Here is a 19,883-nt window from a genome sequence, read left to right as displayed (position 1 = left end):
TGAACTACCGAGAATTTCTAAGTAGTTGGCAACTGTTGCAAAAAATGCAACTGTTTTCTATCGACTTGGAAATAAAAGCAGTATGTAAAAAATGCATATTCCATTTAATATAAAGAAATTAAAAAATGGCAACTTCATCATTTTTTAAAAGTTTTGTGGTAACGGACGAAAAAGCAATAGAGCAATTTTTATATGATTTGGAAAACGCCAAGCCAAAACCCATGCCACCCAAACAAGAACAACCAAGTGTTGATAAAATGTTAAAAATTTTAGAAAAACGCTTGGCAAACCAATCCCAAAAACTTAATTTGTCAGATACAATGAAAAAGGTCAAACAATGAGCACAATCCTATTTGAACTTGGCACCGAAGAGTTGCCCCCAAAATCCCTAAAAACCCTACAAAATGCCCTATACGACCACGTCAAAACGGCATTGGGCGAGCAAAACATTGCTTTTGATGACATCAAGGCATTCTCTGCCCCACGCCGTTTGGCACTACTCATCAAAGGCGTGGGCGACTATCAGCCCGACCGCACCGAAACCAAAAAAGGCCCAAACATCAAGGCAAGTTTTGATGCTGACGGTAATTTGTCTCGTGCAGGGCAGGGCTTTTTGCAGGGGCTTAACGCAAACGGTCTAAATCTCACCAAAGACGATTTAATCACAATCAGCGACAAAAAAGGCGAATACATCGCCTACGAGCTGACTATTAAAGGCGAGAAAGTTACCAACCTGATGCCAAGCCTTATCCAAAAGGCATTGGACGACTTGCCGATTGCCAAACGTATGCGCTCTGGGGCGAGCAAGGACGAGTTTGTCCGTCCTGTACAATGGGTGGTACTCATGGCAGACGATACTGTCATTCCTGCACGCATTTTAGGGCATGACACAGGCAGGCAGTCTCGTGGTCATCGCTATCACGCCCCTGATTTTTTTGTGATTGACCATGCCGAGCATTATGAAAGCCTGCTTGCCGAGCGGTTTGTGGTGGCGGATTTTGCCAAACGCCAAGCGAACATTGTCGCCCAAGTCCAAAAACTCTCCGATGAAATCGGTGCGACCGCCATTGTCCCTGATGAGTTGCTGGATGAAGTTACCGCCCTTGTGGATTATCCTGTTGCCTTGCGAGCAAGTTTTGAAGAGCGTTTCTTAGCCGTTCCCCAAGAAGCCCTTATCAGCACCATGCAAGCCGACCAAAAATATTTTTGTCTCACGGATGATAACGGCAAGCTAAAACCCAACTTTATCTTTATCAGCAACATTGACAGCCTTGATAAATCTGCGGTGATTTTGGGCAATGAAAAAGTGGTACGCCCACGCCTGTCGGACGCTGAATTTTTCTTTTTGCAAGACCAAAAACGTCCGCTTGCCGACTTTGCCGAAACCCTAAAAACACGAGTGTTCCAAGACAAACTTGGCACGATTTGGGAAAAGGGCGAGCGTATTGCCAAACTGTCCGCTTTTATTAGCGAAAACTTGCGTCCGCACGGCTGGGACGTGCCAACCGATGATGTGGTGCGAGCGGGTATTTTGGCGAAGGCGGATTTGGCGACCACATTGGTGGGCGAATTCCCCGAATTGCAAGGCATTGCAGGGACGTATTACGCCCACAAATCAGGCGAAAAAGCGGACGTGGCGAACGCCATTAGCGAGCAATACCTGCCCAAATTTAGTGGCGATGAATTGCCAAAAACACCAATCGGTATCGCCCTTGCCTTGTCCGACCGCCTAGACACTTTGGTGGGGATTTTTGGGATTAACGAAGCTCCAACAGGTTCAAAAGACCCATTTAGCCTAAGACGGGCAAGCATTGGCGTTTTGCGTATTTTGATTGAAAATAAATTGCCATTAAACCTAGCAAGCCTTGTCTACGAAGCCATTAAAAATTATGGCAATAAAATCAATAACATGAGCGAGACTTTTAATGCCGTCATGGAATTTGTCAGCTCACGCTATCGTGCCATGTACACCGAGCAGGGCGTAGCGGTGGACACCATTCAAGCGGTGCAAGCGATAAATCCGCACATGCCCCTTGATTTTGATGAGCGTATCCGTGCGGTGCAGGCGTTTCGTGCGTTGCCACAGGCACAGGTGCTGGCAGAGAACAACAAACGTGTTGCCAACATCCTTGCCAAAGCCGACAATGTGGGCGAGAATGTAGATGAGAGCCTATTGACCGAGACGGCAGAAAAGGCGTTGTATCAGGCGATTTTGAGTGCCAAAGAGACGGTAAAACCCTTGCAGGATAAGGCAGATTATCAAGGGGTATTGACCGCCTTGACCGCTTTGGCAAGCCCATTGACCGACTTTTTTGATAATGTCATGGTAAATGCCGATGATGAAAATCTCAAAAACAATCGCCTAGCCCTGCTTGGGCAGGTGCGTACGCTGTTTTTGAGTGTGGCGGATATCGGACTGTTGCAACTATAATTAGTTATTTTTATTATTAAATATTTTTAACAATAAGGAAAAAAATTATGCCTTCATTTGATGTTGTTTCTGAATTACAAACCTTTGAAGTCAAGCACGCCGTGCAAAATACTGAAAAAGAAATCGCCACTCGCTTTGATTTTAAAGGCAGTGATATTAAAGTTGAGCTAAACGAAAAAGCCAAAACTATCACGATTAGCTGTGATAATGATTTGCAAATGGAAAATGTGTACGCTATGTTGGAAAAAAATCTGATTAAGCGTGGCGTGGATTTACAATCGCTTGACCCTAAGGAAAATCAAGGCTCGGGTAAGCAAATCAAAAAAGTCATTGATTTAAAAGATGGTTTGGACGGCGATACAGCCAAAAAAATTAGCAAGGCGTTAAAAGAGTCGGATTTGAAAGTGTCGGCAAGCATTCAAGGCGACAAAATCCGTGTTAATGACAAGAAAAAAGACAATTTGCAACTTGCCATGGCGTTCTTAAAAGAAAAACAATTTGGCGTACCATTGCAGTTTAATAATTTTAAAGATTAATTTGGTTGATTAAAAATACCAAAAAACTGCCCAATTACTATAACTAAATGACGGTAATTGAGCGGTTTTTTGGTAAAGTAGCTAACAAAATTTAAACTAACCTTTTAATTCCAATACATCTTGCATATCAAACAAACCTGATGGTTGCTCGGCAACCCACACCGATGCACGCACTGCACCTGTGGCAAACGTCATACGGTCTCGGGCTTTATGGGTGATTTCCACAATTTCGCCATCGGCAATAAACATCACCGTGTGGTCGCCAACAATCTCGCCACCACGAATGGCATGAATACCGATGCTACCTGTTTGGCGTTCGCCTGTTTGACCTTCACGTCCGTAAACAGCGACATCTTTTAGGTTTTGCCCACGAGCATCGGCAACCGCTTGAGCCATCATGTAAGCCGTGCCTGATGGTGCGTCAATTTTGTGTTTGTGATGGGCTTCTATCACTTCCACATCTGCCGTATCGCCAAAGGCTCGCCCTGCGATTTCTAGCAGTTTTAGGCTTAAATTCACCCCTGTAGAATAGTTGCCCGCATACACAATCGCAATTTTTTCGCTCATCTGTTTTACAAGCTCATTTTGGGCATCGCTTAAACCTGTCGTACCAATCACCATGTTAACACCCTGTTTGGCACAGATTTCTAGGTTTTTTTCGGTAGATTGTGGCAGGCTAAAATCAATCAATACATCAATTTTATCAATCACTTGGCTTAGATCATCCACCAACTGCACGCCAATGTTGCCAATATTGACTAATTCACCTGCATCCACGCCGATAAGGGTAGAGCCTGTGCGTTCAATCGCCCCTGTTAACGTGGTTTGTGGGTTTTGCTGTACGGCTTGAATAAGCATTTTGCCCATTCTGCCATTTGCCCCAATGATACCGATATTTGTCATAATTTTTTACCTAAAAATGGATTTTAAAATGCCAAAAATTTGGCTAAATTGTTCCACGTGGAACAGTTTTTTCGTTTTATTTACCAAAATTATTAAAATCAGTCAAACATATCTTTGACTTCGTCTTTTAGCTTGTCAAAAAACGATTTTTTCTTGTCCGATTGCTGATGTTCACCCATAGATGCTTGTAATTGGCGTAACAAATCTTTTTGTTCGTTGGTTAAATTCATTGGCGTTTCAACAATCACTCGGCATAGCAAATCACCTTTCATACTGGTACGCACGGGGGTAACACCTTTGCCTTTGATGCGAAATACTTTGTGGCTTTGCGTGCCTTCTGGAATGCGTAGGCTGATGCGTCCGTCAAGGGTCGGTACTTCAACTTCACGTCCAAGGGCGGCATCGGCAAAGCTAATCGGCACGTCAAGGTGCAAATCTGCCCCATTTCGCACAAATTTGTCATGATTTTTGACACGAATTTCTACGAATAAATCGCCACTTTCACCGTTTTGAATGGCTTCACCTTCGCCTGATAAACGAATACGGTCGCCATTATCCACCCCTGCAGGAATGGTAACGTCTAGGGTGCGAGATTTTTCTTGTATACCTGAGCCGTGGCAGTCGCCACATGGATTTTTGATTTGTTTACCAGAACCGCCACAATGTGGGCAAGTTTGTTGTACGGCAAAAAAGCCTTGTTGAATGCGTACTGCACCATGACCGCCACAGGTGGTACAAGTTACCACGTCGTCAGGATTTTTTGTGCCTTTGCCATCACAGCTATTACAAGGCGCAGGAGCGGTAAAGGTAATTTCTTTGTTAACGCCTGACACCGCTTCTTCAAGGGTCAATTCTAGTACATAGCGTAAGTCCGAGCCACGGCGTTGTCGGCTTTGCCCACGTCCGCCACCACCAAAAAAACTGTTAAAAATATCATCCGCACTAAAACTTGCACCACCGCCACGACCACCAAATAAGTCGCCAAAGATATCACCAAAACCACTAAAGCCACCGCCACCCATGCCTTGTTCAAAGGCGGCATGACCCATTTTGTCATAAGCCCCCCGTTTTTTGTTATCACTTAATACTTCGTATGCCAATGACGCTTCTTTAAATTTTTCTTCGGCTTGTGGGTCATCTGGGTTACGGTCTGGGTGATATTTCATCGCAAGTTTGCGGTAGGCTTTTTTGATTTCTTGTTCATTGGCAGTTTTGTCAACGCCCAACACTTCATAAAAATCTCGTTTTGACATGGTTTTCCTCTGGCAATTTTTATATTTTTTGCTAAATTTATGCTAAATTTTTTATCAATATGGTGCTAAATCCGATTTTTTCAATCTATTTTTGCTAAACTTGCTAAAATTTCTCCTGTAAAAGGTTAATGTTAAACAAAAAAAATCACCGCCCTAAAGCGATGATTTTTTGCTAAACTTGTTAAGATTATTTATCGTTAACTTCGGTATACTCGGCATCTACCACGTCATCATCTTGTTTGGTTTGTTGATGTGATTGTTTAGCTTGGTTAAATGGACTGTTTTCACCACCAAATGCTTGCTCTGGGGTTGGACCACCTTGCTCTGCGTAGATTTTTTGGCTAACTGGCAAGAATGCGTTATCTAATGCTTCTAGTTTGGCTTTGATGTCGTCTAGGTTGTCTTCTTTGACTGCCAATTCTAGTGCAGAAATCGCTTCATTCACCGATTTTTTGTCATCTTCGGTGATTTTGCTTTCGGCATCTTTCATGGCTTTTTGTACGCCATGAATGCGTCCGTCTGCTTCGTTACGCACATTGGCTAGTTCAGCAAATTTTGCATCTTCAGCAGCATTGGCTTCGGCATCACGAATCATTTGTTCAATTTCGCTATCAGATAGACCACTATCCGCTTTGATTTGGATAGATTGGGCTTTGCCTGTGCCTTTGTCTTTGGCTGAAATGTTCATAATACCGTCAGCGTTGATGTCAAAGGTTACTTCAATTTGTGGGATACCACGTGGAGCAGGTGGAATATCCGTCAAGTCAAATTGTCCTAACAGTTTGTTTTGATTGGCAATTTTACGCTCACCTTGATAAACTTGAATGGTTACCGCAGGTTGGTTATCGGCAGCCGTTGAGAACACTTGTGATTTTTTGGTTGGAATCATGGTGTTCTTTTCAATGATTGGCGTTAATACACCGCCCATTGTTTCAATCCCTAAGGTTAATGGCGTTACATCAAGCAATAATACATCTTTGGTATCACCTGCCAATACTGAACCTTGAATAGCAGCACCCATTGCCACCGCTTCGTCAGGGTTTACGTCTTTTCTTGGCTCTTTACCAAAAAAGTCTTGTACACGTTGTTGCACCAGTGGCATACGGCTTTGACCACCGACCAAAATCACGTCATCAATGTCGCTCGCTGATAAACCTGCATCGCCTAACGCAATTTTACAAGGCTCAATGGTACGGTTTACCAAATCTTCAGTCAAACTTTCCAATTTAGCACGGGTGATGTTTAATACCAAATGTTTTGGACCTGTGGCATCAGCCGTGATGTATGGCAAGTTGATTTCAGTAGATTGACTGCTTGATAATTCAATTTTGGCTTTTTCGGCAGCTTCTTTTAAACGTTGCATTGCCAATGGGTCGCCTTTTAGGTTAACATCATTTTCTTTTTTGAATTCTTCTACTAAAAAGTCAATTAACGCCAAGTCAAAGTCTTCACCGCCTAAGAAAGTATCGCCATTGGTTGATAATACTTCAAATTGTTGTTCGCCGTCCACATCTGCAATTTCAATGATAGACACGTCAAATGTACCACCCCCTAGGTCATACACAGCGATTTTGCGGTCTGTGCCACCTTTTTTGTCCATACCATAGGCTAGGGCAGCAGCGGTTGGCTCATTGATGATGCGTTTTACGTCCAAACCTGCGATTTTGCCTGCGTCTTTGGTTGCTTGGCGTTGGCTGTCGTTAAAGTAAGCAGGTACAGTAACAACCGCTTCAGTAATGGTTTCACCAAGATAATCTTCGGCGGTTTTTTTCATTTTTTTCAACACTTCTGCTGAAATTTGTGGTGGTGCAAGTTTTTTGCCATTGACTTCTACCCACGCATCGCCGTTGTCGGCTTTGGTGATTTTGTAAGGCACCATGCCAATGTCTTTTTGTACCACTTTGTCTTCAAAACGACGACCAATTAAACGTTTGATTGCAAATAAGGTGTTTTTTGGGTTGGTTACTGCTTGGCGTTTGGCAGATTGACCGACCAAAATTTCGCCGTCTTCTTTATAAGCCACGATTGATGGGGTCGTTCTTACACCTTCTGCATTTTCAATCACTTTAATAACTTTGTCGCCTTCCATAACAGAGACGCAAGAGTTGGTTGTACCTAAATCAATACCGATAATTTTAGCCATCTTAATAACTCCAAATTTTAAAAATTTTTGATAAATCATCATCAGATATAGCCCATAAATTTTAACTTATGTTAAAAATTTTGTGTTGCAAATCTAATAATATCTTGTTTGTTTATATAGGTTTTATGGTGAGTTTTTTCAAGGGATTTTTTTAAATTTTTGCAAAATTCACCAATTTTTTTGAAAAATTACTGTCCTACTCGCACCATGGCAGGGCGTAATAAGCGTTCGTGCAAGGTATAGCCCTTTTGCAACACTTGACCGACTTTTCCGCTTTGGGCATTTGGGTCAATACCGACCGCTTCATGTAAATCAGCATTAAAATCTTCACTTTCTGGATTGACTACTTGCACACCGTATTTTTCTAAAACACTTAACAACGATTTATGGGTTAATTTTACACCTTCCAAAACAGGGTCATTTTCTGCTTGTGAATTGTCAATCGCCCGCTCCAAATTGTCCACCGTATCCAGCAAATCTTTGACAAAACGCTCAAGGGCAAATTTTTTGGCTTTTTCGGTCTCTTGCTCCATACGGTTGCGAGCATTGTAGGCATCGGCATTGGCACGAGCATGGGCTTCTTTGGCTTCTTTGACTTGCCCTTCAAGTTCGGCAATACGATTTTGAAAGGTGGTTAAATCCACTTGGCTCTCAACAGTTGTTTGCTCATCAGTTGGGGCAAACTCATTGATAGCATCACCTAAAATGGTTGAGGTAGCTTCGGTTTGGTTCGCTTGTTCGTTGTTGTCGCTCATGGCTTTTCCTTAAAAATAAATGGATAAAATAAGATTAATTAACTAAATTTAATCCATTGATAATGCCAAATCTTAAAAATTTCAAGCACATTACCCCAAAAAATTGACAAAAAAAGACCATGGAAAACTTATTTTGCCAATTCTTGAACATAATTTGATTGAAATTTTATGAAAATTGTTTGATAATAGATTGGTAATATATTTTTTATTTTTATTGAACAAACGTTTAACTTTAGAGGTTTTATGAAAAAACTATCTACCCTTACATTAAGCCTGTCAATTGGCGTTTTGTCTGCTTGTTCTAACAATACTGCTGAAACCTCAACAACACCTGAAATAAAGGCTGATACATCTGCAACGGCAACTAAATCAACCACCACCGAAGCAACAACCGATATGTTTGGAAACATGCCCAGTAAAGAAAAGGCAAAAGCAAGCTATGTGGTTATCAGCCAATCATCTTATCCACCCTTTGCCTTCCGTGATGAAAAGGGCAATGCAACGGGATTGGATATTGATATGTTAAGTGTCATTGGTGAAAAAGAGAATATCCATTTTGAATTTATTGCCAATGACATGACAGGATTATTAGAATCTGTCAATACAGGGAAAGCCGATATTGTGGCAACAGGGGTGAATATCACACCAGAGCGTCAAGCACTATACGATTTTTCTAAACCTTATATGCAAGCAAACTGGGTCGTCCTGTTAAATGGTGCAAAAGGTGAAAAAATCACCGATTTTAACCAATTAAAAGATAAAGTAATTGCGGTACAAAAAGCTAGTCTGTCGGAAACACAACTGCAATCTACCCAAATAACGAATAATGCCATGCCTGTCAAAACCGTATTTTTGGGGATTAGTGCGATAGCTCAAGATAAGGCCGTTGGGGTTTACGATGTGGATAGTGTGCTTGATACTTACATAAAGCCAGATAATCAATTTTATACCGTAGTAGATAAAAAATCAGGGACGATACCGTTTGGTTTTGTCGTAAAAAAAGGCAACACCGCGTTAAAAGATATCTTGGATAAAGGCATTGATGATATCAAAGCGGATGGCACTTATGATAAAATTTATCAAAAATGGTATCCAAATGTAGCACCTACGCAGGTAAATATGGCAACAATTGCTAGTTCAGCTCAATAAAAATGGTTGATATGATTCAATTAAACATACGCCCTTTATTTTGGCAAAAATACCGATTAGCTGAATTAACTACCGCCGAGTGGGAAGCTTTGTGCGATGGTTGTGGGGCGTGTTGTTTGATAAAATTGCAAGACGAAGACAGTGACACGGTAGAATATACCGATGTGGCGTGTCGTCTGCTAGACTGCGCGACAGGTGCGTGCAAAAATTACGCCAATCGGCGAGCATATGTGCCTGATTGCATCGGTTTAACTGTCCAATTATTGGCGGATTTGCCGTGGTTGCCTGCCAGCTGTGCTTATAAACGCCTATATCAAGGGCAAGATTTACCAAGTTGGCATTATCTCATTACCAAGGATAAAGCCAAAACCACTGAAGCCATGTACCGCAACAATATCAGCGTAGCAGGACGCTGTGTCTCCGAGAATGATGTCAATGAAATAGAGCAAGAAGAGCGGATAATTCAGTGGGTGGAGCAGTGAGTTTAGCTAAAAAACACAAAAAAATTGATTGTTAACAAAAAAATATTGCAACAAAGGTTAATTTTAGTTAAAGTGTGGCTAATATTAGCAACAAGAGGCTTTTTTGCGTCATGTCAGACGACCATTCACATCCCCAATCAAGCTTAGTTACATCAACCAGTAGCTGGTCAAAAGGATTGCGACGTTGGCTATCAACTGCCCCAGAAACTCGGGACGAACTCATTAAACTTATTCACAATTCTCGTCAATTATTAGAGCCTGACACGGTTGCGATGTTAGAAGGCGTGCTGGATTTGCCCGCAACCCAAGTGTATGAAATTATGACACCGATTAGTCAAGTCGCTCGTATTCAAATCCACGACAGCCCAAGTGATATCATGCACGCTTATATGGCGACGACCCATTCTCGCTATCCTGTATTTGGGGGAAATCCTGAAGAAGTGATTGGTATTTTATTGGCAAAAGATTTAATTCCGTTTTTGGTGGATAAAGCTCAAGGTGGTTCGCAAGTCTTTGATTTAATAAGTGTGTTACGCCAACCAATTTTTATCAGTGAAACCGCACGTTCCGATAATTTATTGCGGTTATTCCAAAAAAATCAAATGCACATGGCGATTGTGATTGATGAATTTGGCAATACGGCAGGCGTGGTTACGCTAGAAGATTTGTTAGAAGAAATCGTGGGTGACATTGAAGATGAGCATGATGAGATTGACCATGCCAATGAAATTAACCCAATTGCCCCTGTGATTGGCAAAAATGACACCTGGATAATCCAGTCTAGCACGCCCATTGAGCTATGTAATCAACAGCTTGGCACACAGTTTAACCACGAAGAAGTAAACAGTATGGGCGGTTTGGTGATGCAACATTTGGGGCAAGTTAATGAAGTATTGGGGCAAATGGTGCAAATTGATGATTGTCAATTAACAGTTTTGTCGGTAGATGAGCGATTTATCCAAGAAATTGAATTAAAAAAAGATTATAATGGGCTGTCAAATTCGTTAAACCCTTAATAATCAAAAATCTGTCACCACATTATTTATAACTCTATTATGCGTCTAACTACCCAATCGCTCAAAAAACAACTACAATTTCAACAAGTTAACCCCAATAAGTCGGGTGCAATTAATCAGTTTGCTTTGTTGCCACGTTTAGCCATGGCGTGGTTGGCTGGAGCGGTATTTTTATTTTCCCTTGCCCCATATTATATTTGGGGGATTGCTCTGATTTCTCCTGCGATTTTGTATGCGTTGCTGATTGCACCGATGAGTCATGCTCGGGCGTTTTGGATTGGTGAAATATATGGCATGGGACTTTGGTGCGTGGGGGCATTTTGGCTATACACCTCCATTCACACTTATGGCAATACGCCGATGCCGATAGCGATTGGCATGATTGCGATAATGGGCTTGATTATGGGGTTGTTTCATGGCTTATTGGCGGTGGGATTTAACCATTTTTTTGCCAAACAACCGTTTAGTTTTACGGCGTTATGGGTGGTGCAAGAATGGCTCAAAACGTGGCTTTTTACAGGATTTCCGTGGCTATTTGTTGGTTATGCTTTTACCGAACAAGTGTGGCTAAACAGTCTAGCTCCGTTATTTGGCGTGTTGGCGATGAGTTTTGTGGCAGTGTTTTTATCATCAAGCGTGGTGGAAATTGCCAAAAAACAGTATCATTTTAGCGTATTAGCAAGCGTGATGCTAGTGGCAAGTAGTGTGCTTTGGTTGCTAAATCCTGCGTGGACAACACCAAAAAATACGCCAAATTTAAGCGTTTCGCTCATTCAGGGCAACATTCCACAAGATTTAAAGTGGTTATTAGAGTTTCAAGAAAAAACCCTAGAAATTTATGCCGAACTGTCACAAAGCGAGTGGGGACAAGACATCGTGGTGTGGCCAGAGTCGTCCATTCCGATGCTTCAAACCGAAGCATGGCCGTTTATCAGCCAAGTGGCAGAAGTTGCCAAACGCCATAATACCACATGGATTACAGGTATTCCCTATGCTGACATCGCCGAATACGACCCAAAAGTGGACGATTATGAGCCATTTTATAACAGCGTTATGGCACTGGGAGCGGAAGCCAAAGGCTTGTACAAAAAACAAAATCTCGTCCCCGTCGGTGAGTACACGCCTTTTGAAGGCTTGCTAAATTGGGCATTGCCAGAGCTGATGAGTGGTTCAGTGAGTTTTCGCTCGGGCAAACCTTATCAAGACCCACTACTTGTCAAAAATAACCAAGTCGGCGTGGCAATCTGCTATGAAGTTGCCTATCCTGACACCACCAGACGCAACGCACGCAACACCGATTTTTTATTAACGGTATCAAATGATGCGTGGTTTGGCACATCCGCAGGTCCATTACAACATTTACAAATGGTACAAATGCGTTCGCTAGAAACAGGACGATGGTTCGTGCGAGCTACCAACACAGGTGTTACCGCCATTATCAACCACAAAGGCGAAATCGTCCGCCAAGCCCCACAGTTTGAGCGAACTGTCCTGCGTGGCGAAGTCCAAGCTAGACAAGGCACGACCCCATTTATGCAATGGGGTAGTTATCCGATTTTGATGTTAAGTGGTGTATTATTGCTGATAAGCTGGCTGTCAAACTTGGCAAAACGCTCAAAAAATCAGCGATAAACCAAATTTTTTCACAAAAAACCATAAAAACAGTAAGGTTTTATACAAAGCCTTGAAAATTTAGTATATAATGGCAAATATTTTTTGTATAATTAGCAGTCTTTTTGTTAACAGTTTAGCATTTAGCGAGGTTTAGCATGGCACACCATGAAATTGTGGAAAACAATGTCAAAAAAGAATTGAGCATGGCATTGGTCGGTATCGTGTTGTTTTTGGTCATGGTTGCGTTTATTGCAGTTATGGCATTTTTACGTCCTGCAGGTCAACATCACTCTGTAGAGTCTCTAAATGCCCAAGCATCGGCAACGGCATCAACCTCAAGCGTTACAAGCACCGCAACCGCCACTGCCACCAATGATGCATCCACCGTCGCATCAACAGCGACAGGAACCACCGCAACGGCAATCGCCAGTACAACCGATGCCAAACCTGCGGTTGTGAGCGAAGCCAAAGCCCAAGTTGCATTGGCATCGGCTGAAATTGAAGCCAAAACAGGCGAAAATGTGGACGTAAAAGCCCCAATCGCATCTGCGACCAACTAATTTAAAGTTTTATTTAAAAAATATTTTAATTAAAATCTAATAGAAAAATTCATGATTTAATCCCACGCTTGACCTAAAATATGAGGGCTTTAGGGGTGGATTGGTATGAATTACGCCTATTATACCTAATGTTATGGTAAATTATAGTTGAAATTTAGGTAAAATTAAGACAGATAACCCTTATCCAAAACAGTCTGTCTTGGTAAGGGTTGTCTGTTTTTAACCTGAAAAATGTCTATTAAGCTTAATTTAGAAAAATCCCATAGGTTTTGGTGAATAGCTGACTAGCAAGCACTTGGTTTGCTGATAATGTTCAAGCATCATCTTATGTGTCTCACGCCCAATACCTGACTTTTTGTAACCACCAAAAGCAGCGTGTGCAGGATAGATGTGATAACAGTTTGTCCAAACACGACCTGACTCGATGGCTCGTCCTGCTCTATAAGCGGTTGTACCATCTCTTGACCACACGCCTGCACCCAAGCCATACATGGTGTCATTAGCAATGGCAATTGCTTCATCAAAATCTTTAAAGGTGGTGACCGACAATACAGGTCCAAAAATCTCTTCTTGAAAAATCTGCATATCATTCGTGCCTTTAAAGATGGTTGGCTCAATATAAAAGCCATCGCCCACTTCTTTGCGTTCACCACCACCTATCAAAACTTCGGCACCTTCTTCACGACCTTTGGCGATACAGCTCAAGATTTTGTCTTGCTGTTCTTGTGACGCTTGTGCACCAATCATGGTTTCGGTATCAAGTGGGTGACCTGTTTTGATTTTTTTGACACGTTCGACCGCCTTTTTCAAAAATTCATCAGCAATCGACTCATGCACCAATGCACGCGATGGACAAGTACACACTTCGCCTTGATTTAGGGCAAACATGGTAAAGCCTTCTAACGTTTTTTCTAAAAATTCATCATCTTTATCCATCACGTCCGCAAAGAAAATGTTGGGAGATTTTCCGCCCAATTCTAAAGTAACAGGAATGATATTTTTGGTAGCGTACTCCATGATAAGCTGACCGACTTCGGTAGAGCCTGTAAAGGCAATCTTGCTAATGCGTGGGTTGGTGGCTAGGTGCTTGCCAACTTCAGTACCGTAGCCATTGGCGATATTCACCACACCTTTTGGTACGATGTCCGCAATCAATTCCATGAAGACCAGAATACTCGCAGGCGTTTGTTCAGCAGGCTTCAATACCACACAGTTGCCAGTAGCTAGGGCTGGAGCAATTTTCCACACTGCCATCAAAATTGGGAAATTCCACGGAATAATTTGTCCAACCACGCCATGTGGTTCATGAAAATGAATAGCAAAGCAAAATTATGTGTACAAGTGTTTTTACAAAAGTTTAACACTTATGCATTTGATAAAACTTTATCAAGAATTTTTAATTTAAAATCAGAAACTTATACTCTATTACACACTCGCCCCAACTTGCCGTGCAATGGCAATGCCTTGTTCAATGGTTAAAAATTGTTTGTCAATCGGCGTATCTTGGAACACCATTGCCCCATTTTCAAACACCAAACATTCATTCACCGCCATCTGTTGCCATGTTTCGTTACTGGTTAACGGAATAGTCGCCAAAATCGTTACTCGGTCGTGGTCGCTCGTGACTTGACTAAAATCAATGCTCAGCTCATCATCAGACAGCATCGCTTGCCCAAAGGGTGCTTGGCGGGTCAAATAAAACAGCAAACTACCCGCATATGCCAACTGCCAACACCCGTTGGACAACAGACAATTAAATAAACCCTGCTTGCTTAACGCACGGCATTTTTCGGTTAAAAACGCAAATAGCGTGGCATCATCAGGCTTTTGATTAAAGGCAGTTTTTAACGCATTTAATAAATAACAAAACGCCATTTCTGAGTCAGTTGAGCCTATCGGTGCGTAATGGTCGGTTGTATTTGGTTTATTTACTAAAAATTGTTGGCAAAAATCCTGCCGTAACTGTCCATTATGGGCAAAAACCCACGGCTCACCCCATACTTCACGCACGAAGGGATGGGTATTTGCCAAACAATTGTTGCCCTGTGTGGCTTTACGAATATGGGCAATCACGTTCATCGCCTTGATTGGATAATGGTTTATCAAGTCGGCAATGGGTGACGAATGGCTGGGTTTGTCATCGTGAAATAGGCGTAAACCCACGCCGTTACTGGCTTTTGCACAGCTACTTTTTTCAAAAAAAGCAATGCCAAAACCATCTTCATGGTGGTCGGTTAATCCGCCACGCTTGCGAAAACCTGCAAAACTAAATCCGATATCGGTTGGCACATTACAATTCATGCCTAATAATTGACACATAATTTTTCCAAGTATTGTTAATTTATTTTAATTAATTTTGATAAGGTTTTGGTAAAAATTTAGCTTAAAAAAGGAATGCACGACCGCCACGCTTCGCAATTTTCGGCACGTTCGCGCCGAATATAAAAGTCTTCCACCATGCGGGCTTGTTGCTCCACACCATACGCCAAAAACGGCTTGCCAAATTCCAAAATATAGTCATATTTTCGGTTAAATAACGCTTTAAAAAACACCGAAATCCCTTGTTGTACTTGCCAAACATGGGTAAGTTCATGTACGAGCCACGCCCGAGAGGACAGGCTTTGCGTGGAAAAATCCGTTTGCCAATCTGCAGGGTGATAATAAATATTGCCGTTGGGGCTGACCGCATAGCCTTTTAGCACCCACCAAGCGGTTTTTAGCTGAATATTTTCCAATTGCAAGGTATCGCCAAACACACTTTTTGCTAAATTTTGTTCACCAATGGTTAAAGAGCGAGACTTGACAGGGGTAAAGCAATATTGCCAAAATCTACGCCAATAACTTGCCAAATGCGTTGGGCTAAAGTTGGATTTATTTTTTAGTAACATTTAACAATTTCCAAAATAATTTAACTTTTTGATGAATTTTGTTAAAATAACAAAATCTTTGGCATTTAGCAAGCCAATTTCATATAAAAGCCACCTATAATCTTATTCATTTTTTGCCAAAACAAACTCAAAAAACAGGAATGCTTATGCCCCTAGAAGCCCTTGCCATTCGCCAATTTGATGCCCTGCAACACAACCAAACCTACAAAATTGACATCAGCGAAAATGAGCTACAACAACGCTTAATCGCTCTTTACCAAGATTATCCAACCGAAAATGGGTCACATAATGCCCAAAATAACAAGGAAAATAACGCCGAAAACGGCGAAGCAATTTTTGCAATTTTACAAAAAAGTGTGCAAAAAAATCCAAATAACCTGCTGTTTTTGGGGCTTTTTAACGGCAAACCGATTGCGTGTATCGGCTGTTTTGATGATGGCTTAACGGACAATCGCCGTTTGCAATATTTGACAGTGCATCCTGCCAATCGTGGGCGTGGTATTGCCAAAAAGTTTTTAAAGCAAGTGATTAGCCAGCTAAAAAAACAAGGCATTCACCAATTTAGCCCAAGCGATACTGCCACGCATCATATTTTGCAACAGTATGAGTGGATTTAACTTAAGGGTGAAATTTGGCAAAATAATGCAAATTGTACAAAAAACAACCAATTAAGCAGTTTTTTTGGCTTTTTTGCAAAAATAATTTGACAAGATAGGCAAAAAATGGTTTAATAACGGCTCAAATGATTACGGCGCGATAGCTCAGTCGGTAGAGCAACGGATTGAAAATCCGTGTGTCGGCAGTTCGATCCTGCCTCACGCCACCATCATTTCGTTTTCATAGACGCTCCTATATATGACCCTAAATCACTTATTTTGATTTAGGGTTTTTTTTGGCTTTTTATCAAGTTATCAAAATTTTTGTTAAATCATTTTCCACGCCATGTCATTGGCATCGCTTGGGTTGATTTCATCGGTTTTTAGCATCGGATAATCATCAGTGTCCACGCCAATCAAGTTATCCAACGCTTGTACCAGTGCGTCGTAATATGGCGAGAGCATGGCAAATTGGGTGGGCGACGTGTTTTGCACATTGAGTAGGCATTTGTCTTCTAGGTGTTGACTGGCGTGGCGTAGCTGTGGCACGCCCGTGTAACGGCTCGCTCCCAAAATCCGATGGGCGATATTTGCCAACATTTCACGGTCGTGGGCTTGCCATGCCTGCATGAGTTCGACTTTGTCTTTGCCACTGGTTTCAATCATCAGCATTAATAAATTGCTCGCCAAATCTGCTTTGCCAGCCACCCGATTTAACGCATCTTGCCAATCAATCACCGCCAGATCTGTGATTTTTTCAAGATTTTCTGTGGTTTCTCGTTTTTCATTTTTTTCTACCCTTTTTTCTACGCTTGGGCTTTTTAGCTTGTCGCTTAATCGGGGGCGTTGTTGATTGTTGGTTAGCCAATGTTGTAACACTTGAATAAGCTGTGTTTGGTTAATTGGTTTGCCAACATAGTCGTCAATACCTGCGGAGAGTAATTTCGCCCGCTCATCAGATAAGCTGTGAGCAGTCAAGGCAACAATCGGTGTGTGTGATTGACGGTGATGTTGTTCGTTCGTTAGTTTTTCAAGATGGCGGATTTGTAGCGATGCTTGTTTGCCTGACATTTTGGGCATTTGAATATCCATAAAAATCAAATCAATTTTTTGCCAATCGTTGTTATTTTCACCTGATAACTGCAGGCTATTTCGCATATATTCCACCGCTTCAAAACCACTATTCGCCGTTACTACTGCCACGCCAAGCTCATTTAACAAGGCTTCTATCACCAATAAATTTGGTAAATGGTCGTCAACCGCCAACACGCACGCCCCTTGCCATTGCGGTAAATTTGGCTCGGTGTGTGAATTTGGGTTGTCGTCTAACAGTTGGTACAACTGACGGCGGTCAAGCGGTTGATACAAGCTTTGTACTTGGAATTGTTGTAATAACGCAGGGTCAAGGTTGACATGATAGGCGAATAATGCCAATTTTCCCGAATAATGTCGGCGAATTTGACTTAACAACGATGCGGTATCTTCGGCAACACCTTTATCCACCAACACCCAATCCCAAGAGTTCGGTTCATTTAACATTTCTAACAAATGACTTAATGAATTGGTAAAATTCAATACCACTGCTAAATTTTGCAAACTACCACGAAGTACTTGTAAACTGGCATGATGTTCTATCCAAACTAAAATTTGCAATGGTTTTGTTTTAACAGAATTATTTGTTAAATCCATCGGTTGCAGATGTTTTGGTACTTCCCAAATGTCAAAAAATGACGTTTCATCAATCGTTCGCTGTTGCTCGCTAATCGCAATCGGCAAAGTAAACCAAAACGTTGAGCCTATCGAATGGCTATCGTGATTATCGTAACTGTTGCTGTTATGGCTATCAGTATTGTCAAAAAAGCCGATTTCACCACCCATCAGGTAGCTTAACTGCTTTGAAATCACCAAGCCAAGCCCCGTACCACCGTATTGACGGGTGATAGACGGATCGCCCTGTGAAAAACTTTGAAATAGCAGTTTTTGGTGTTGCGGGTCAATACCACGCCCTGTATCTTGAACGCTGATGTGCAAGGTGTTATCTTGAATATCATCAAGGCTGACACGTACCAGCACTTCCCCTTCATCGGTGAATTTAATGGCGTTATTTACCAAATTTGTCAACACTTGTTTAATGCGTAACGCATCGCCCAACAAATAACGTGGCACATCATCGTAAAAAAAAACCGCCAATCGTAAGCCTTTTTCCGCCGACACAGGCGATAGCATATCTACCACGTCATAAATTGTCGCATACAAATCCAATTCATGATTGTCTAAAATTAATTTTCCTGCCTCAATTTTAGAAAAATCCAATACATCATTTACCAATGCTAATAAATGTGCTGATGATTTGCGAATAGTTTGTACATATAAATCTTGCTCATGGGTTAGCCCGCCATGCCTTGATAATAGGTTGATAAAGCCATCAATACTGTTTAACGGCGTGCGTAATTCGTGGCTGATATTTGCCAAAAAAGCTGATTTGGTTTGGCTAGCAGACACGGCAGCATCACGAGCATTGCGAATAGAAATATTTTGCATTTCCATTTCATCAAAGGCAAGGCGTAAATCATCTTCGGTCTGTTCCGCATGATTTTTTAAATCTTGAAAACTGGTGTGCAATCGGCGTAAGGTTTTGACCAGATCTTGCTGTAACTGGTTGATTTCACCGCTAGAATTGACCGTCATGGGCTTATATAAATTATTGGCATTGGTGCGTTGCAAATGCAGTCGCATTTCATAAATCGGTGTAATCCAACGTCTAGCGTACACATGAATGGAGAGCAACAATAACAAAATTGTCAACAGCCCTGTAATCGCAAGGGCAAGCAGCACCTGATAACGGGCGATTTTGAGCGGTTCATTATCCACATTGACAACAATCCATAAATTCTCAGTTTTTTCGTGATTTTCACTCAATATCAAGGACTTAGCATACAACGTACTGTCACCTGTATCAAGTAAATAATCGTCTTGCTTGCTAAAATGGCTTAAAAACTGCATCACCGCATTTTCTGCTGGCGTTGGATGGTTGCTTAAACTGCCTTTTAGATAAAAATCACTGGTTGGCGTGTGGTTATTGGCATTTTTTAACAAATCACGGGTTTTGGCAATGTTATCATCTATCTGAACATCAAGCGGATAAATATTACCAAAACTTAACAATATCTGTGCATTGTCATTGACAATTAAAAACCCTTGTAAATGGGGGTCTTGAATGGTGTTTTGTAAAGGGGTTAATAAAGACTGTTGTAGTTCGGCAAGCTGTTTTTTGCTTAAATTTTTATCAATATTTTCTGAAGAATTTGGCAGATTTTGACTTAAATTTTGGTTAATTTGTTGTAAATCTTTGGCATAGTCATAAGCAAATGTTTGGTATTGATTTAACAAGGTATCAGCATTGGCTTTTTGGATAATTCGCCCTGCACGGCTGGTATCGTACAATACCAGCACGCCACCGACCATTGCAAGCACGCTAATTGGCAAAAATACCAATAAAATCAATTGCCCATAGGCAGTTGAAAAATCTAAGCGAAAGCGTCTTGCCACGGTTTTCC

The 19,883-nt window shown here is 41.6% G+C and carries 16 protein-coding genes, 1 tRNA gene and 1 pseudogene; 10 read left to right on the top strand and 8 right to left on the bottom strand.

Annotated features, from left to right (window positions below):
- Positions 1 to 125 precede the first annotated feature (125 nt).
- Genes A3G3_RS0103280 through A3G3_RS0103270 form a run of 3 tightly spaced genes read left to right on the top strand, consistent with a single transcriptional unit; the run spans position 126 to position 2,967 of the window.
- Positions 126 to 341: a hypothetical protein gene (locus tag A3G3_RS0103280; RefSeq protein WP_019519119.1), complete on the top strand. Its 216-nt coding sequence runs from the start codon at positions 126 to 128 to the stop codon at positions 339 to 341.
- Positions 338 to 2,431 carry a glycine--tRNA ligase subunit beta gene (gene glyS, locus A3G3_RS0103275; RefSeq protein WP_019519118.1) on the top strand — a complete coding sequence of 698 codons (2,094 nt, stop codon included), beginning with the start codon at positions 338 to 340 and terminating at the stop codon, positions 2,429 to 2,431. The genes A3G3_RS0103280 and glyS overlap by 4 nt, the downstream gene beginning before the upstream one ends.
- Before the next feature lie 47 nt (positions 2,432 to 2,478).
- Positions 2,479 to 2,967, top strand: a complete 489-nt coding sequence (locus tag A3G3_RS0103270) for a YajQ family cyclic di-GMP-binding protein (RefSeq protein ID WP_019519117.1) — start codon at positions 2,479 to 2,481, stop codon at positions 2,965 to 2,967.
- Positions 2,968 to 3,063: 96 nt separating this feature from the next.
- Here the strand turns inward: A3G3_RS0103270 and dapB are convergent, their stop codons facing one another.
- The 4 genes from dapB to grpE all read right to left on the bottom strand — a co-directional run bounded on the left by dapB (position 3,064) and on the right by grpE (position 8,021).
- Positions 3,064 to 3,870, bottom strand: coding sequence for a 4-hydroxy-tetrahydrodipicolinate reductase (gene dapB / locus A3G3_RS0103265; RefSeq protein WP_019519116.1), 807 nt, complete (start codon positions 3,868 to 3,870; stop codon positions 3,064 to 3,066).
- Positions 3,871 to 3,968: 98 nt separating this feature from the next.
- On the bottom strand, positions 3,969 to 5,123 hold the full coding sequence (dnaJ, locus tag A3G3_RS0103260) for a molecular chaperone DnaJ (protein ID WP_019519115.1): 1,155 nt from the start codon (positions 5,121 to 5,123) through the stop codon (positions 3,969 to 3,971).
- Between the two features lie 187 nt (positions 5,124 to 5,310).
- The gene (dnaK, locus tag A3G3_RS0103255) at positions 5,311 to 7,266 is read right to left on the bottom strand and encodes a molecular chaperone DnaK (protein WP_026212822.1); all 1,956 of its coding nucleotides are present in this window, start codon (positions 7,264 to 7,266) and stop codon (positions 5,311 to 5,313) included.
- 188 nt (positions 7,267 to 7,454) lie between these two features.
- Positions 7,455 to 8,021 (bottom strand): nucleotide exchange factor GrpE, encoded by a 567-nt coding sequence (gene grpE / locus A3G3_RS0103250; RefSeq protein WP_019519113.1) that lies wholly within the window; start codon positions 8,019 to 8,021, stop codon positions 7,455 to 7,457.
- Between the two features lie 243 nt (positions 8,022 to 8,264).
- Between grpE and A3G3_RS0103245 the strand changes: the two genes are divergently transcribed.
- The 5 genes from A3G3_RS0103245 (at position 8,265) to A3G3_RS0103225 (ending at position 12,842) form a co-directional block, all read left to right on the top strand.
- Positions 8,265 to 9,170, top strand: coding sequence for an ABC transporter substrate-binding protein (locus A3G3_RS0103245; protein ID WP_019519112.1), 906 nt, complete (start codon positions 8,265 to 8,267; stop codon positions 9,168 to 9,170).
- Positions 9,171 to 9,181: 11 nt separating this feature from the next.
- The gene (locus A3G3_RS0103240; protein WP_026212821.1) at positions 9,182 to 9,652 is read left to right on the top strand and encodes a YcgN family cysteine cluster protein; all 471 of its coding nucleotides are present in this window, start codon (positions 9,182 to 9,184) and stop codon (positions 9,650 to 9,652) included.
- A gap of 110 nt (positions 9,653 to 9,762) precedes the next feature.
- Positions 9,763 to 10,668, top strand: coding sequence for a transporter associated domain-containing protein (locus A3G3_RS0103235; RefSeq protein WP_019519110.1), 906 nt, complete (start codon positions 9,763 to 9,765; stop codon positions 10,666 to 10,668).
- 39 nt (positions 10,669 to 10,707) lie between these two features.
- Positions 10,708 to 12,300 (top strand): apolipoprotein N-acyltransferase, encoded by a 1,593-nt coding sequence (lnt, locus tag A3G3_RS0103230; RefSeq protein ID WP_019519109.1) that lies wholly within the window; start codon positions 10,708 to 10,710, stop codon positions 12,298 to 12,300.
- Positions 12,301 to 12,437: 137 nt separating this feature from the next.
- On the top strand, positions 12,438 to 12,842 hold the full coding sequence (locus A3G3_RS0103225) for a hypothetical protein (RefSeq protein WP_019519108.1): 405 nt from the start codon (positions 12,438 to 12,440) through the stop codon (positions 12,840 to 12,842).
- Positions 12,843 to 13,091: 249 nt separating this feature from the next.
- On the opposite strand, the pseudogene A3G3_RS13090 reads toward A3G3_RS0103225, so the two are convergent.
- The 3 genes and pseudogenes from A3G3_RS13090 to A3G3_RS0103210 form a co-directional block, all read right to left on the bottom strand.
- Positions 13,092 to 14,162: pseudogene (locus A3G3_RS13090) on the bottom strand (aldehyde dehydrogenase family protein); the annotation flags it as partial.
- Positions 14,163 to 14,267: 105 nt separating this feature from the next.
- Complete coding sequence (locus A3G3_RS0103215; RefSeq protein WP_019519106.1) at positions 14,268 to 15,161, bottom strand: class II glutamine amidotransferase; 894 nt, start codon at positions 15,159 to 15,161, stop codon at positions 14,268 to 14,270.
- A gap of 59 nt (positions 15,162 to 15,220) precedes the next feature.
- On the bottom strand, positions 15,221 to 15,730 hold the full coding sequence (locus tag A3G3_RS0103210; RefSeq protein ID WP_019519105.1) for a hypothetical protein: 510 nt from the start codon (positions 15,728 to 15,730) through the stop codon (positions 15,221 to 15,223).
- 146 nt (positions 15,731 to 15,876) lie between these two features.
- On the opposite strand from A3G3_RS0103210, the gene A3G3_RS0103205 reads away from it, so the two are divergent.
- Together A3G3_RS0103205 and A3G3_RS0103200 are read left to right on the top strand one after the other, a co-directional pair.
- Positions 15,877 to 16,347: a GNAT family N-acetyltransferase gene (locus A3G3_RS0103205; RefSeq protein WP_019519104.1), complete on the top strand. Its 471-nt coding sequence runs from the start codon at positions 15,877 to 15,879 to the stop codon at positions 16,345 to 16,347.
- A 133-nt stretch (positions 16,348 to 16,480) separates the two neighbouring features.
- Positions 16,481 to 16,556, top strand: a tRNA-Phe gene (locus A3G3_RS0103200).
- 97 nt (positions 16,557 to 16,653) lie between these two features.
- Here A3G3_RS0103200 and A3G3_RS0103195 read toward each other — a convergent pair.
- Positions 16,654 to 19,875 carry an ATP-binding protein gene (locus tag A3G3_RS0103195; protein WP_026212819.1) on the bottom strand — a complete coding sequence of 1,074 codons (3,222 nt, stop codon included), beginning with the start codon at positions 19,873 to 19,875 and terminating at the stop codon, positions 16,654 to 16,656.
- Positions 19,876 to 19,883 lie beyond the last annotated feature (8 nt).

Origin of the sequence: Moraxella boevrei DSM 14165 (assembly GCF_000379845.1) — a bacterium.
Lineage (GTDB): Bacteria > Pseudomonadota > Gammaproteobacteria > Pseudomonadales > Moraxellaceae > Faucicola > Faucicola boevrei.
Note: the sequence above shows the minus strand (reverse complement) of the source record. Positions and strands in the feature narration are given on the sequence as shown.